Raw genomic sequence first — 14,025 nt, 5'->3', positions numbered from 1 at the left:
GTCTCCGAAATACATGAAGTGTGATCAGGTTTCGATTGCGATGGGAACGCCGATCTGCTGGGCGACAGGGGTCCAGATGTCAACGTTCTGTTCTGGCGTTTCGATGGACACGACGAGGGCGTAGCGTGCGCCGGAGTCGCTGCGATCGCGCGAGGGGTTCTCTTTCCACCATCCGCTTACCGGGAAGATGGCTAGGGCACCGCGGCCAGCGAGGTCGGCTGCGTCGCCCTCCCAGATGTCGGTGTGCAGAGACCCCGCAGTCCGCTGATTGCTTCCGAAGACCCAATCTCCGGTGTCGTTCGTGCTGGCCGGCCTGGCTTCCTCCTCTGCCAAGGCTAGCTGGTTAAGCCGCTTACGGAAGTCGTCCATGGATTCGAAGGGTCGGCGGAGGTCGAAGCGTAGCCCGTGGGACGCGTAGCTGTATCGGCGTTGCCAGCCGCGGCGGCCGGGGTTGGGTTCAACGAAGTAGGACAGAGTCACGCGGAGTCTTACCTGCACGTGCCCGAGTTCGGCCAGGATGTCAGTGGGCCATGGCAGGTCATGCAGGTGCATCTCACGCATGGTGCCGTCGCGGTACGGGTGAATCGTGTCCTGAACGACGAGGGTGAGCGCGTCGCTAGCACTGCGTGTCGCTCGTGTGATGTCGGGGACACCCATCCCGTAGCGCCGGTGTAGTTGGTGGACGGCCGCCTTGCCTGTCCTTCGGGCCTGATCGATGCGCATCCGCATCGCGGTGGTCCACTCGGCGGAATGCACGATCAAGGCGCGAACAGTTTCGGGCCATAGTGAGGGGTAGTCGGCGAGGACGGATGCGGCGATGTGCGCGGCTTCGGCTGTGGCGGCGCTGGTAGCGCAGGTCGTCGTGAGGAGGCGGGCATCGACGCCGGGGTTCCGCGTGGTGAGCACCTGCAGCACTTCAGGCGTGTCGTATTCGGTCCCTGCCGGTGACCGGGCGACGTTGCCGCCTTCGAGGACAACGTCGGGTTTGATGGGCCACGGTCGGCTGAACGCGACCGATGTTCGGCTGTGCGGGGAAAGCTCGCCACGTGGTGCGAGTGGTGTCCAGCCGTTCCAGGAGGGCCCGGCCGAGTCCAGGTTGTCCAGGCGCGTGTAGGCACCAATGGTCAAAGCGTTCCACGCTTGTCCCGGATCTTCGACCGGCTCGACATCGTTTCTGCTCAGGTACTCGTCTTCGAGCTTGTCCTTGGCCACATTGCCAGCACTGACGAGAAAAAGCCGGCGGGCAGTGTCCTCGGCCTCGTCGAAGTAGATCAGACCATCGTCGGACACGTCTATGCTTCGTCCGGCAGACAGCGCATCGATGGAGGCGGACCAGGATGTCGGCTGCCCCAGCAATTTGCGACGGCCGCTGTCAGCCGGGTCGAGGTGCCCTTTCGCCGTTACAGCCATTGAGTACACCCGGCGACGCGTAGGTGCCTGGACCTCGACAAGGCTCGTTGCGGTGGCGGTGAGCGCGCCATGTAGTTCGGGCCGGTTTGTGTGTGGGGGCGGCGGCAGCAGTTTGACCGACTCCAGGCGGTGCCGCAGCTGTAGCCGTCCCGCAGAGCGGAGCGCCTGGCCAACGTCGCCATAGAGAGCGAGGCCGGCCATCTCTGTGCCGTGTCCGCGGTGGTCGAGGAGTGGCCAGGCTGGATCGCAGGAGTGACAGTCGGATTCGGCGAGGGAGTCCTCAAGCAGGGGATGAGCGCGGTAGACGCCGGTGTCGAGGATGCAAACGGCGGGAGCGTCGGCCGCGGCGGGGCTTGTGCGGTCGGCGAGTTGGTCCACCCATTGGCGCTGTTCGGCGGCAGGCTCCAGGGAGAGTTGCTGAGTGAGCTCATGCGGCTGGCGGAGCTCGGCGAGATCGTCAAGGATGTCGAGGGCCGCCGCGAGCTCCTGGGCGGATGCTTCGACCAGCACCACAATGCGATCGGAAAAGCCCAGGGTTCGCCGGCCGAGGCTCAACCCCGCTTGTGTAGCGAATTGCCTCAGGCGCCCTGCCTCTCCGCCATCGCGACGCCGTAGCCACACCTCCCACCAGACTCGCGCGTCAGGCTCGGGGAACTGCTCGGGCGGGTCGGTCCACAGTGCTTCAATCGTTGCCAGTCGGACTGCCGCGATCCGATCAATGAGGTTGGCGTTCTTCGGCTTGGCCTGGCCAGTGGTTTCGGCGTAGCTCTCCAGCCTGGACAGGAAATAACCGAGCTTGCCGTCGGGTACGAACACCGTGGCTCGCTCGACGGAGCCTGTCGGTGTATCGACCTCGTGGACGGAGACCAGCTCTGGGTGAACCTTGCCTTGGCGGGTCTCCAGTGAGGTGAGCGCCAAGCGGACGTCCGGGAAGCTGTCGAATACCAGGTATACGCCGTCGATGGAGCCGTCAACGGTCGTCTCGCGGTCAGTGCGTCGTGCCTGTGCGGTTGACTGCGCCTGAAGCAGTTGTTCGGACAGTTGACGCGCGTGACCTTGACGGTCAGATGGTGGCGAGACTTTGCCGCTATTACCGCCTGCGCCTGGTCGGCGGTAAGGCTCGGTGATTGCGCCTCGGGTGAGGAAGAGGTGGGGGCGGTTGCGAGGAGCCATGTTATCGGTCTTCGTGGGCCATGTTTCGCCGGTCTCGGAGAGCTGCTACCAGGGCAGCGGGGGTGACATGCTGCTGACCGGACAGGATGGCCTCCTTGGCGGCGAGTTCGCAGGCGACGGTGATCTCGGCGTGGCTGAGGCCCGCTGCGGCCTCATCGATCGCACCCCATGCCCATTTCTTAGGGCTCATGGTAGCCAGCCGGTTGCGGACGACAGTCCGGCTGACCTCGGGTGTGGGTAGCGGATACGCGACAACCAGGTCGAACCGGCGGAACAACGCTCGGTCGAGGAGTTGAGGATGGTTTGACGCGGCGATCAGCAGGCTGTCCGATTCTTGCTGATCGAGGAACTGGAGGAAGGAGTTCAGTACCCGCCGGATCTCGCCGACGTCGTTGCTTCGTGCTCGTTCCCCAGCTAGGGCGTCGACCTCATCGAACAGGTAGACCCCCTTGGTCTCGGCTAGCGCGTCGAACACCAAGCGGAGCTTCGCTGCCGTTTCACCCATCATCTTCGTGATCAGCGTGTCGAGTCGAATGGTGAACAGCGGGAGTCGGAGCTCCCCCGCCAAGCTGCGTGCCGTCATGGTTTTTCCCGTACCGGGCGGGCCAATCAGCAGCAATCGCTGCAGCGGGGTGAACCCGTGCTCCCTGAGCCTGTCCTGCTGCCGCTGCTCCAGCACGACACGCTCCAAGCGGTGCCGTACCTCAGGCTCTAGCGAAAGGTCCGCCATGCGGGTGGTCGGGTACGTCACGCCAAGCAGGTCGGCAAGCTCGCCGCGTGGACGCGCGACGGGAACAGGGCGGGCGTTCTGCCTGCCACCGCCCGCAGTGCTAGCCCGATGAGCATCGACAAGATCGCGTAACTCCTGGGCGAAGTGCGCCTGACCGCTCCGTGCGGCTTTAGCGGCGACTTGCAGGGCTATCGAGTAGAAGCGCGTGTCGTCGCCCTCGCCGTGGCTCCTGATTAGTGCCTTGACTTGGTCAGCCGTTGCCATGTGTACCGCACCTCCCCACGTGCTGCATCGCCGCTTCGGCCCGTCGCGGGCGTTGACTCGACCTTAGCGTCACCGACTGACCTCTCATGGTGATCTAGATCGACTTTGGCCCGCCTTGCTTTCGCCGAGCTTCTCTTTCCCACCAGCTTAAGGCTGTGCTACCCAGTGCTAAAGTTTGACCGGTCGTAATTTATCACAGGATGGACCCATGCCAGTCGGACGTGCCAGACGCGAGAACAGTCGCTTCTTGGGGCAGGCGCAGGTGCTTGCCAGGCGGCTGCGGTCGGTGCGCGTGCAGAAGGGGTTGACCCAGGAGCAGTTGGCCGTCCGCGCCCAGGTTGCGGTGTCGACGCTTCGAAAGATCGAGTCAGGGCGTGTGGTCGAACCCGGGTACTTCACGATGCTGTCTATCGCCGCCGCGCTGGAGATAGAGATTCAGGAGCTGGGGCAGTCAGAGGGCGTGGGCCCATAGCGGCGGTCGCTGGGCGCAATTCAGGCTCTGGCTGGTCACTGGTCACCTTGCCGCCTCGATGGAGGACCGCCGGGGCGCCTGCCTTGAGTATCGCCGCCGAGATAGGCCGCGGCACCTCTCTATCGGCGCGCCCGCCCTACTGCGCACGCTCGTGGTCGCCGGCGCGGCTGTCGGTGCCGCGGGCAGCGCCTGGTTGCAATCCTCGTTTTGAGTGCGAGAAAGCCCCGGCCTGTTACCGGCAACCGCTGCAGCTGGCCGGCTCGGCTGGTGCTCTGGCCGCCGACCGGCTGATCGGCCGGGTTCGGCACCGTCACGCGTTGACCTGGTCAACGGCGACTACGCCACGGTGCCCGTGCCGTTGGTCCGCGAGCCTGCCTACTCGCACCTGTCCTCTGCGCCGCGTCCGTACGCCTCGTAGCAGTCCGGCCGGTGCCAGTACACGACCAGGTCCCGGCCGCGGCGCTGCTCCCGCTCGGCGATGCGTTCGTACAGGCACGCGTTCCACACGAATTTTTCGCCGCCGCCGTTGACCATCTAGCCGTCGCCGGGCCCGCCCCGCAGCAACACCCCCACCCGGTCGGCGCTACCGGTCGCACCGGTCAGGACGGGCACGTCAACCGCATGCGCCGCACCTGCCGCTGAGGGACGATCAGCGCTTGCCTCCCCGACCCGAGTTCCAAGGCCCACCACCGTGATGCTCACCAAGGCACGACAGCCGTCGTCGCCAGCAAAGTTGCGGCATGGGATGTCGCACGAGTTCATGCGCCGAGACCTGGGCGGCGGGCATGCCCCAATGCCGATTATGTGGGCGCATGCGTCGAGAGGCGGAACGCCACGAGGTCCCGGGCCGTTCATGGTCTGGACCGACGACCTGCTGGCACGGTTCCTCGACCAAGCCGCCGAGCACGCTCCCGACCTGCACCCCCTACTGCATGTCATGGCCTACTGCGGACCCAGCGGCAGCGAAGCACGCGGCCTCCTCAGACAGGACGGGCTGCGGCAGCGCATCGAACCGCTGCTGCCCAAACCCGAACGGCGACGACGCTTCGCCGGACACACCGGATCCTCGGACGGGCACGTGCTGTGTTAGGAACTCTTTGAGGCCATCATCCGACGTTGCGGGGATCAACCCCAGACAGCGGCCGCCAGTGGAGTCGAGCGACGGGGACGCGGGTTGCTGGTCTGGTCAGCCGGCGGGGGACTCCCCCCGCAACTCGGCCTGCCGCTTTGACACCTGCCGCCGGAACTCGTTGATCGTGGAGACCGCAACCTCGGCGGTCACCAACCAGCCTTCGGCCTGGTCATAGTCGGGGGCGGCGTTGATCGGTATCCCGTCGAGCATAACCATGCCGTTGTCGTAAGCAGTCACGACGAGCGTGAGCGTCAAACCCTTGTTCTGCTTGGTGGGCTCCACGTGCATGGACTTGCGGATGCGGTCGAGGGAAGCGGGCACGTCGGGTCTCCCATCGGTCAGTGGCGCGAGAGGTCCATACACGATGGCACAAGACTTCGTCGCTGGACGTGCTGGCTGACCGGAACCTCTCAGCGACGCAGCGCCGCTGACTACAGGAGGAGGATTGGGTCGGCGGCGACAGTAGCTCCCGGCCTTGCCCTGCTGCCTGAAGACGTAGAGACAGGCTGACAGGATGAGGGGTGTCGGAGGACTCAGGCATCGAGACAGCGAGCGACTACATGGCTCGCGTCGTTGCGCTGCTGGCGTAGGAGACTTTTGCCTGGTCGGGCCGGCCGGGTCTACGCGGGCAACGAGCCGACCTCCGATACGACATCGACCAGTCCTGTCGGTCCCCTCGACTACTCTCGGCCCGTGCACACAGGGAGGTATACCCGCTTGTCTGGACGACAGGCACTTGGGTCGCGCCGCACCGGCATCGCTACCCATGCGGTCACCTCGTGTGGAGCAGCCGGGCCACGCGTCCGATGCTCCGGCATCGCTGCCGCGTCGGCTGTAAGCCGGTGGCCTCGCCATGCGTGAGGAGTTCCGTGGCCGGATCGTGGCAGAGGCCGATGGCGTAGCCGCGCTGTACCGGTTCGGCAAAGAGGTTGACCAGCCTGCGACCCGCGAGCAGAAGGAGTTCATCGAGGGGATCGTCGCGACCGACTACGACGGCCGGACCGTCGTCGAGCTTCTACAGAACGGACATGACGCACATCCTGCGGACCGTAACGATGGGCAGCTGGAGTTCCTACTGCACGAGGACGAGGGGCCTTGGGGCGTGCTTTACGTCGCCAACGGTGGCAGCCCTTTGCGGCATGAGAACTTCACCGCGATGTGCCGGGTCGCGATGTCCAGCAAACGGCCAGACGAGGGCATCGGCAACAAGGGCGTCGGTTTCAAGAGCGTGTTGCAGCTGGCTGACAGCCCAGAGATCTACAGCGCAGCCGAGGTGGGGACCGGATCCTTCGACGGTTACTGCTTCCGCTTCGCAACGCCCGCCGATTTCGACGACCTCGCTGCCCGGGTCGCGCCAGATGAGCCCGGCTTGGCCGACGAACTGCGGGAGAACGTCGCTTCACTGAAGGTGCCGGTTCCGCTCGGCACGTGTCCGGACGTCGTTGCCGGCTTCGCCGTCAAGGGCTTCGCGACGGTGATACGCCTGGTGCTGCGCTCCTCAGAGGCACGGGATCAAGCCCGGCGGCAGCTCGCGGAACTAACGTCATCGGAGGTGCCGTTCCACCTGTTCCTCGAGCGAGTAGCAAGAATCGTCGTCAGCCGTGTGGAGGCCGATCAGAAAATTCGCCGTACGGTTTGCGAAAGGCGTAGCGCTGGCGTAACGGCCCGCGACGACCTTGCTCTCGAGGAGATCGTTCTGCAGAGCAAACAGCGCTTCCTCGTGCTGCGTCAGCCCGTGCCTGAGGCGATGGTGAAGGACGCGATCGTTCGCAGCCGCAATGACGGACGGGTAAGCGCCGGCTGGGATCGGTGGGAGGGAGACGCCCAGATCAGGGTTGCGCTGCCACTGGACACCTCCCTCGCGCAGGGCCGGTTGTACACATTTCTGCCGATGAGTGAGACCGCCCCCGCTCCGATGGCAGGGTTCGTCAACGCGCCCTTCTTCGCCCGGCTTGACCGGCGGAGCCTCGACCCGGAGATCCCTCTGAACGACCTGCTCCTGGACCAGGTCGCCAACCTCTGCGCTCGCGCAACGAAACTTGCCGTGGATGGCGAGTTGGGGATCGGGGCTGAACTGATCGTCGACATGGTGGCCTGGCGGAAGCCCTTCCTGTCACGGCTGGTGAACGCCTTTCAAGCACTCGGGCACCGCATCGCCGATATCCCTTTCGTCCCGGCTCTCGGCGATCGGTGCCCCCGCACAGCGATCAGCAGGGGCAAATTGTGGGAAGCCACGGCTACCGCCTTTACCCCGGCGGCTGCGGCCGCAGCGGGCGTGGACCACCTCATCGACCCCGATCTGACGCCTCAGCGCCGGTACCGGATCAAGCAGCTCGCCGCCGACCTCGGAATCGGTCTCACGCCCCGCGATGACGAAATCGCCGCCTGGGCAGAGGCCTACGCCGACGCACTTGCGCGCGGGCCATTCGATCCGGGAACTTGGGCGGACTTCTATGAGGATCTTGCGGCGGTAATGGCCAACGGGGCGTTACTGGCCGGCAAGCGAATCCTTGTGGACGACCGCGGCTCTGTCCTTCCTGCCAGCGCCGGCAAGGACGGTGGTCCCACCGTGTTCCTAGCTCCGCAGGGTGGTGATGACGTGCGAACATCAAGCCTGCGCCCACCGCGAGCGGTCGCCCAGCGGATCGCCTTTGTCCATCCCGACATCACGTGGCGCCCCGCAGACCCGCCTCGCAAGCGCCAACCCGCCCGTCAGTGGCTCACGCAACACGGTCTCGTGCAGGAGTACCACACCGACGCCGTGCTCAACCTCGTTGGGGCTGCGATGCGAGGCGCGGACCCCGCTGACGAGCCTCTGTTGCGTTCCTGCCTGCGATTCGCGTTCACCATCTGGCGCAGTACCGCTCGCGATGTCGCCGCCGACGTCGTCGCCCGCGCCGGCCTTCTTGTGCCTACCGTCGGATGGCGGCCAGCCACAGAGGCACTGTTCGGTACGAGCTGGCCTGGGCCGAGGCGAGACCTCGACAATCTTCTCGTTCGCCTGCTCGGGCGGGCATCGTCGCTGGCGCCTTTCGATGCTCTGGCCGAACGTCTTGTGCCGGAACCACAGGCAATGATGGAGGACCTTGACGACGCGGACGCACTGCGTGTCTTCCTGGAGCACGCCGGCGTGCAGCACGGCCTACCGATCACCTGGCTGCCGAGCTCGTCATTTCGTATGACCGGCAGTCGAGTGGGTGCTCCGGCAACTGCACCGGATTTCCCCGTCGACGTCTCGAAGGATCACCAGAAGACCTGGCGAGCGGTCGCAGCGCAATGGCCGCGTCAGCCACCAGCCCGTCCAACCGCGACCTACGAGCCGACCAGACCGGTGGCCGTACTCGCTGGACAACTCGCCTATAGCCAACTCGACCCGACGGCGCGAGGTATGTACGCCGAGTTGGTGCTGCACGGGCTTGACCAGTGGCCGGACACCGCGCTGGAGTTCCAGTACGGGCGACCGAGTGACGTGCGCAGAGTAGCCTGGCCGACCTTCATCGCCGCGTTCCTCGCTACCACCGCTTGGTTGCCCCAAACGACGCCCGGGCGGCGATCTGAGGTCAGCTTCATGTCGCCCAGCCGAGCGTGGTGGCTGGAGGCAGCCGAAACACCGGATTACTTGCGAGCCCAACCACCTGCGCTGCGCAGCCTCGCGACGACTAAGGTGCTCGACAGGTTGAAGAAGATCGGAGTGCGGTTCTGGGACCACCCGATGACCGCAGCCGAACGTCTTGTCGAGCTGACCGACATCGTCGGCTCCCATCGCCTGGCCGGACGCGCGCAATCGGGACTTGCAGTGCGGAAGGCCTATGAGCTGGCGTGGCGGGATCTGGCCAACACTGGCGCTGCCGTCCCGTCACAGGAGCCGTTGCAGGTTGTCGCGGCGCGCGCTGGACGCCTCACGGTTGTCTCCACCACCGAGGAAGCTGAGACGGTCTATGTCCCCGCCGCGACAGGTGCGGGACAGGAACTGCTTCTGCGGCAGGCACCCGTTCTCATGCTGGCCATCCGCAATCAAGGGCTCGCCGAACATGTACTCCACCTGCTCATCGCCGCCGGAGCGCGCTGCCTACGCAGCACGGCCGATGCCAAGGTAGACATGAGCATCGACGGATTGCCCGCTGCGATGGCGCCATCTGTGCCGCTGCTTGCCACCGTTGGGCCGTGGTTGACGACTGTTGTGCTGGCGGTAATGGAGTTTCGAAGCAGGACCGTCGCGGACATCACCTCGGCGCAGCTGAAAGCCGCGGCCCAGCGCTTAGATGCCGCGACCATCACTTTCGCCGGTCGCGTCAGCACCTCCGTCGATTTGCATGAAATCGACGACCCGCGGACCGCTCGCTCGTTCCTCCTCGAAGAGGACGGCAGGCTACGCGTCGTGGTCGCCGGTGGTCACCACCAACCTGTGCTCTCGATGCTGCAGACCGCCAGTCATGGTCTCGCCCAGCTCGTGCGGATGCCCAACGAAGCCGACAACCTGCGGCTGGCATTTATCGACCTGCAGCAGTGCTGCGGCGACACGGACCAGCCGACTCCAGCCGACATCGCCTCCGCGCTCGGCGTAGCCAACGAAGACATAGCGACCCTCATGGCCGCACATGCTGGCAAGCACCTGGACGTGTCCCAGTTGGTAGCCGTCCTGGCCTGCGTCGACATAGACGTGGCTGAGGAACTCCAAGACGCCCGGCCGCAGTTCGACACTGAAGATGCCCTCATCGACTGGCTCGGCCCGCGACTCAGCGCGCAAACCGTCACAAACGGTGCCCTTCTCGACCTCGCCAACCGCGGCGACCTCTTGGAAGCAGTGCGTGTACTCGGCACTGACCTAGCCACTGCCAACCGCGGCCTACGCGCACTCGCCCGTCCACCACTACACAACGTCGATGGTCACCTACGGCAGTTTACGGCCTTCCTTCAGCAGAACCGCCGCGCGCTGCAAGACCGCGTCCGAGATGCCTTCCTCCCCGACTATCGCGCCGGTCAGTCACTGGATGCCTACCTTCGGCTTCGACAAATGCCAAACCTCGAGCCAAGTGAGGAATGGCTGGACGAGTACTGGAACCTGCCCGTGCAGATCATCACCGACCGTGTCGAAGCCTGGTTCCAGCAAAATGTGCCTCACGTGGATCACCACTCCGGACTGGCTTCCGTAGACGAAACCAGGGATGCCAACCGGCGCACTCTCAGCCGGATCCTCAAAAACGCCGTACCGCTGGTTGAGGCGTGGCTGTACCGCAACGCGGCCGGCGAGGGATTCCGGCCCACCGAGCCCGCCACCGTTGCGGAACTCATGATGCAAGCAGGACTGCTTGACTTCGAACGGCTCACCGCACCCGTCGTCACTAGCTGGCTTCACGCCAACCATCAATGGCCGACTGGCATGCCGCTGACCACGAACCGCGCGGAACTTGGACTCACCGACCAGGACATTGCCGAAGCCCGACAGCGCATCGACCAGGACAAGGACCAGCAGCGGCGAAAACCCACGTTCGTACTGCTCGACGGACGCACATACTCCGCGGAAACTGACCTCGTGAAACTCGCCGATGCCGTCCGCGGCAGCATCACCCCGGAACTGCTTGCGATGCCGGCCGAACCCCGCGCCCTCGGTGAGTTCCACAGCGCACACGCGGGCGGTGGCCGGGCCGGAGGCGCCCGCGGTTGGACCGCAGGCATCCAGTCGGATCCCGAAGCGTTGAAGACCATCGGGCTCGCAGGGGAAGTCGTTGCCGGGGAGTGGCTACGCCATCAATTTGGCATCCCTCCGGAGGACAGTTGGATGTCCGGTTACCGCAACCTCCTGCTCGGCGACGGGAAAGGCGACGACAGCCTGGGCTACGACTTCCGCATCATGACCAGGGAACGGATTCGACTCTTCGAGGTCAAGGCGACTGTCAACGACCACCCCGAGTTCACCCTCGGCGAAACCGAAGTGTGCCGTGCACAAAACCTCGGACCTGATGAGGAATACTTGATCTTGTTCATTGTGAACGTCCTCGAGTCCGCCCGACGGCGCATCATCCTGCTGCCAAACCCGCTCGCTCCCGGCGGACTTCGGCGATACCGGGTAGCGGGACGTTCCATCAGGCTGCAATTCGACCCGCACACGGGTTAAAGATCAAGTTATGGGCAACATCAGTAACTGTACGTCGGTCGGAACGTGAAGCCGTCGGCGTCTACCGCACTCCGCTCCAAGATTGTCGCCGCCTCGCTCTCGGTGAGCTGCTCCCACAGTTGCGCCCCGAGAAACCTCATCTGATTCTGTTTCCGAGCGCCGAGAATCGTAATGAGGAGGGCCTCGACCTCGCGAACAACGGTTTCGCCCGTGCTCGGCACTGGATGGTCACGTGGACTCATCACCTTCCAGCCGGCGAGCTCACTTTCAATGACGTCATCGAATGAAAACCAGCAAAAGCGCGACCAAGATCCAGCGAGGTGATCAGATAGGTGATCCTTTAGTCGGCCACCAATTCCCCCCTGCCCCCGCGCAAGACCGACATACATGGGGCCGAAGTGATCGAAAAGGACGTAGACCCCCCGAGCCCTCCTGAAATCACAGAGACGTAAATGTCCGGCATTCCGCTTCTGCCGGCCTAGGAGCTGCCAGGCGTTCGAGCCGGAGCCCGGGCTCCACGAGACCTCGGTCGGATCCCAAAACATACCGTATGCGCCAAACAGGTGGCCGCCATGCTTCGGCATCGCATGATCTTCGCAGAGCAACTGCCGAACGACAATATCCGGGACATGCCCTCTCGGGTAGACGCCGACCCGGTCTCGCGAGGGCCGGCGTCACTACGAGCGCGCCAACGAGACAGGACGGGCCGCCAGCGGATCGGTATCGCGTCATTGGCGAGCGTCAGCGCCGCCAGCTCTCGCTTTCTGCCGGTCAGTTCCTGCCTCGCGAGGGCGTGCTCGGTCCGGCAACCGTCCGGGTTCGCCGTCAACGCGAGCAGGGACTGACTTGTGGGCGGACAGCGACCTCCGCTCCTTCCGCCGGTGTCCTGGGCCCCATTTTGTCCCAGGCAAGGCATGGACCGATGCTGACTGTCGGCGAACCGTGGCGGTCACAGGGCGGCTGGACGAGGTTATGTGGCTTGGGTGCCGGCCGGGTCGGGCTCGGGGATGCGGAGCCGTTCCAGCGCTTGGCGCGCGAGTTCCCCGACAGCGGGAAGATGCGATGTGCAGGCCCGGAGGCTGCGTTGGATCTGGTGTGGTAGGCGGTGCTCCTCGGCGATGGTGATGGCAGCCTGGAACGCCGTTTCGGCTTGGGACTTGTCGGCGCGGGCGAGGAGCACTTCGCCGATGGTGACGTGGAGGATCGCCTGCCATTGCGGTGGTATCGAGGTGGTAGACATGCGGCGGTGATCGAGCAGGTCGGTGGCCAGGTCGGGTCGGCCCGTGTGGACCAGTCCGCGCAGGTGCACTTCGTGGAGGGCGTAAAGGCTGGTGAGCGCTGAGCCGGGTTTGGCGTCGACCAGGCGCCGGGCGTCGGTGATGGCTCGGTCGAACAGGGCAGGGTCGCCGAGTTCGCCGGCGGCTCGGGCGAGCTGAACCAGGGCCGCACCTCGGTCGGCATCAGGCGCCAGTTCGACTGAGCGGCGGAGTCGGGCAACGGCGGCGGAGGGCCGTTCGACCTTGCGCAGCTCGTTGCCGTGTACCCGGAGAGTGAAGGCGAGCAGGTGCTGGTCGTTGAGGTGTTCGGCCAGCCACAGCGCCCGGCCGGTCCAGCGGGCGGCTCTGACCAGTCGTTCCTCGGGCAAGACATAGCCGAGTGAGACGCCGAGTTCGGCGCGGGCGCGGGCAAGCAGGAGCATGACATCCCGCTCAACGTGCGCGTCGGCGACCCGGCTCTCTAGGCGGGTGACCAGCGGCCAGAGCTCGTTGACGGCTTCGGCGCCATGCCCGGACTGTCGTGCGATCGCGGCGAGGCGAATAGTCGACTCGCCAAACTGAAGCATCGCGGTGAAGTCGGCGTCGTCGGGGTCGCTCACCCCGAGCGCGTGCGCAGGCAGGCCGAGGCGGCGGGCGATACGTAGCCGGGCCGCGACATCGCTAATCTCCCGCCGCCCTGTTTCGATCATCGAGATGTACGTCGCGTCGTAGCCGAGCAACTCCGCCAGACGCCGTTGGCTCACACCGGTCGCGGCCCGGTAGGCGCGAATGATGACCGCGAGATCGCCGCTGGCCAGCGCGGCCCGTGCGGTGTCGCTGGTCCACAACCACAAGGCCGAGCCTCCACGGCGCTGGACAGGGACTGGCAGGGCGGCACCGGCGATGGCATGGCAAGCCGGGCACAGCGGCGAGGCGCTCCAGCGGCCAACCATCGCCCCGCAACCGCCGCACCGCATCGTCGGCCGCCTACATGACTCGGGTACTGAGCTTGTCGTACCAGGTCGCGATGGACCTCTTGTACCCCTCTGGCATGCGCAGCGCCGCGACCTCGGCCTCGGTGAACAAGCCGATTTCCTTGTGCTCGTGGCTGACAACCGGGTCGGCGTCGGCGGCGACGTGGCAGCCGTAAGTGATGATCAGGACATCGACGCCGTCGCGGATGTGGTACTGCCAAGCGTCCAGCAGCGGGCCGCAGGTCACCTGCCAGCCGGCCTCCTCGGCGATTTCCCGCGCCACGCACTCGGCCGGTTCCTCACCGAGATCCAGCTTCCCGCCCGGCAGCTCCCACTCGTCGCGCTCGTTGCGTAGCAACAGCACGTGGCCGTCGCGGACCACGACACCCTTGGCCGAGACGGGGAACAGGTGCGGCTGGTAGCTCATCGGCCTGCTTCCCTCCAATGTTGCCAAGACCTGGACCGTCTGGAACGTAGCACGGTCATGGCCCGCCGTCGG

10 protein-coding genes are annotated in these 14,025 nt (G+C 65.4%); 3 read left to right on the top strand and 7 right to left on the bottom strand.

The window, feature by feature from the left end; all coding sequences use genetic code 11:
* Positions 1-24 precede the first annotated feature (24 nt).
* Positions 25-2,583: a S8 family serine peptidase gene (locus ACTMTB_RS19805; protein WP_441147586.1), complete on the bottom strand. Its 2,559-nt coding sequence runs from the start codon at positions 2,581-2,583 to the stop codon at positions 25-27.
* 1 nt (position 2,584) lies between these two features.
* Positions 2,585-3,577 carry an AAA family ATPase gene (locus tag ACTMTB_RS19800; RefSeq protein ID WP_441147583.1) on the bottom strand — a complete coding sequence of 331 codons (993 nt, stop codon included), beginning with the start codon at positions 3,575-3,577 and terminating at the stop codon, positions 2,585-2,587.
* Positions 3,578-3,824: 247 nt separating this feature from the next.
* On the opposite strand from ACTMTB_RS19800, the gene ACTMTB_RS19795 reads away from it, so the two are divergent.
* Positions 3,825-4,049: a helix-turn-helix domain-containing protein gene (locus ACTMTB_RS19795; protein WP_441147581.1), complete on the top strand. Its 225-nt coding sequence runs from the start codon at positions 3,825-3,827 to the stop codon at positions 4,047-4,049.
* A 375-nt stretch (positions 4,050-4,424) separates the two neighbouring features.
* Here the strand turns inward: ACTMTB_RS19795 and ACTMTB_RS19790 are convergent, their stop codons facing one another.
* Complete coding sequence (locus ACTMTB_RS19790) at positions 4,425-4,556, bottom strand: hypothetical protein (RefSeq protein WP_441147663.1); 132 nt, start codon at positions 4,554-4,556, stop codon at positions 4,425-4,427.
* A 346-nt stretch (positions 4,557-4,902) separates the two neighbouring features.
* On the opposite strand from ACTMTB_RS19790, the gene ACTMTB_RS19785 reads away from it, so the two are divergent.
* Positions 4,903-5,139, top strand: coding sequence for a hypothetical protein (locus tag ACTMTB_RS19785; RefSeq protein WP_441147579.1), 237 nt, complete (start codon positions 4,903-4,905; stop codon positions 5,137-5,139).
* Positions 5,140-5,235: 96 nt separating this feature from the next.
* Here ACTMTB_RS19785 and ACTMTB_RS19780 read toward each other — a convergent pair whose 3' ends face one another.
* A complete protein-coding gene (locus ACTMTB_RS19780; protein WP_441147578.1) occupies positions 5,236-5,502 on the bottom strand; it encodes a hypothetical protein in 267 nt (88 codons plus the stop codon).
* 532 nt (positions 5,503-6,034) lie between these two features.
* Between ACTMTB_RS19780 and ACTMTB_RS19775 the strand changes: the two genes are divergently transcribed.
* Positions 6,035-11,296, top strand: coding sequence for a sacsin N-terminal ATP-binding-like domain-containing protein (locus ACTMTB_RS19775; protein WP_441147576.1), 5,262 nt, complete (start codon positions 6,035-6,037; stop codon positions 11,294-11,296).
* 20 nt (positions 11,297-11,316) lie between these two features.
* On the opposite strand, the gene ACTMTB_RS19770 is transcribed toward ACTMTB_RS19775, so the two are convergent.
* The 3 genes from ACTMTB_RS19770 to ACTMTB_RS19760 all read right to left on the bottom strand — a co-directional run bounded on the left by ACTMTB_RS19770 (position 11,317) and on the right by ACTMTB_RS19760 (position 13,953).
* Complete coding sequence (locus tag ACTMTB_RS19770) at positions 11,317-11,880, bottom strand: GIY-YIG nuclease family protein (RefSeq protein WP_441147574.1); 564 nt, start codon at positions 11,878-11,880, stop codon at positions 11,317-11,319.
* Between the two features lie 386 nt (positions 11,881-12,266).
* Positions 12,267-13,406: a helix-turn-helix domain-containing protein gene (locus ACTMTB_RS19765; protein ID WP_441147572.1), complete on the bottom strand. Its 1,140-nt coding sequence runs from the start codon at positions 13,404-13,406 to the stop codon at positions 12,267-12,269.
* A 133-nt stretch (positions 13,407-13,539) separates the two neighbouring features.
* The gene (locus ACTMTB_RS19760) at positions 13,540-13,953 is read right to left on the bottom strand and encodes an NUDIX hydrolase (RefSeq protein ID WP_441147570.1); all 414 of its coding nucleotides are present in this window, start codon (positions 13,951-13,953) and stop codon (positions 13,540-13,542) included.
* Positions 13,954-14,025 lie beyond the last annotated feature (72 nt).

The sequence above is a fragment of the Micromonospora sp. L32 genome (assembly GCF_052068055.1).
GTDB classification, from domain to species: Bacteria; Actinomycetota; Actinomycetes; order Mycobacteriales; family Micromonosporaceae; genus Micromonospora; species Micromonospora purpureochromogenes.
The sequence above is the reverse complement of the archived record's forward strand: the minus strand, read 5'-3'. Positions and strand labels throughout refer to the sequence as shown.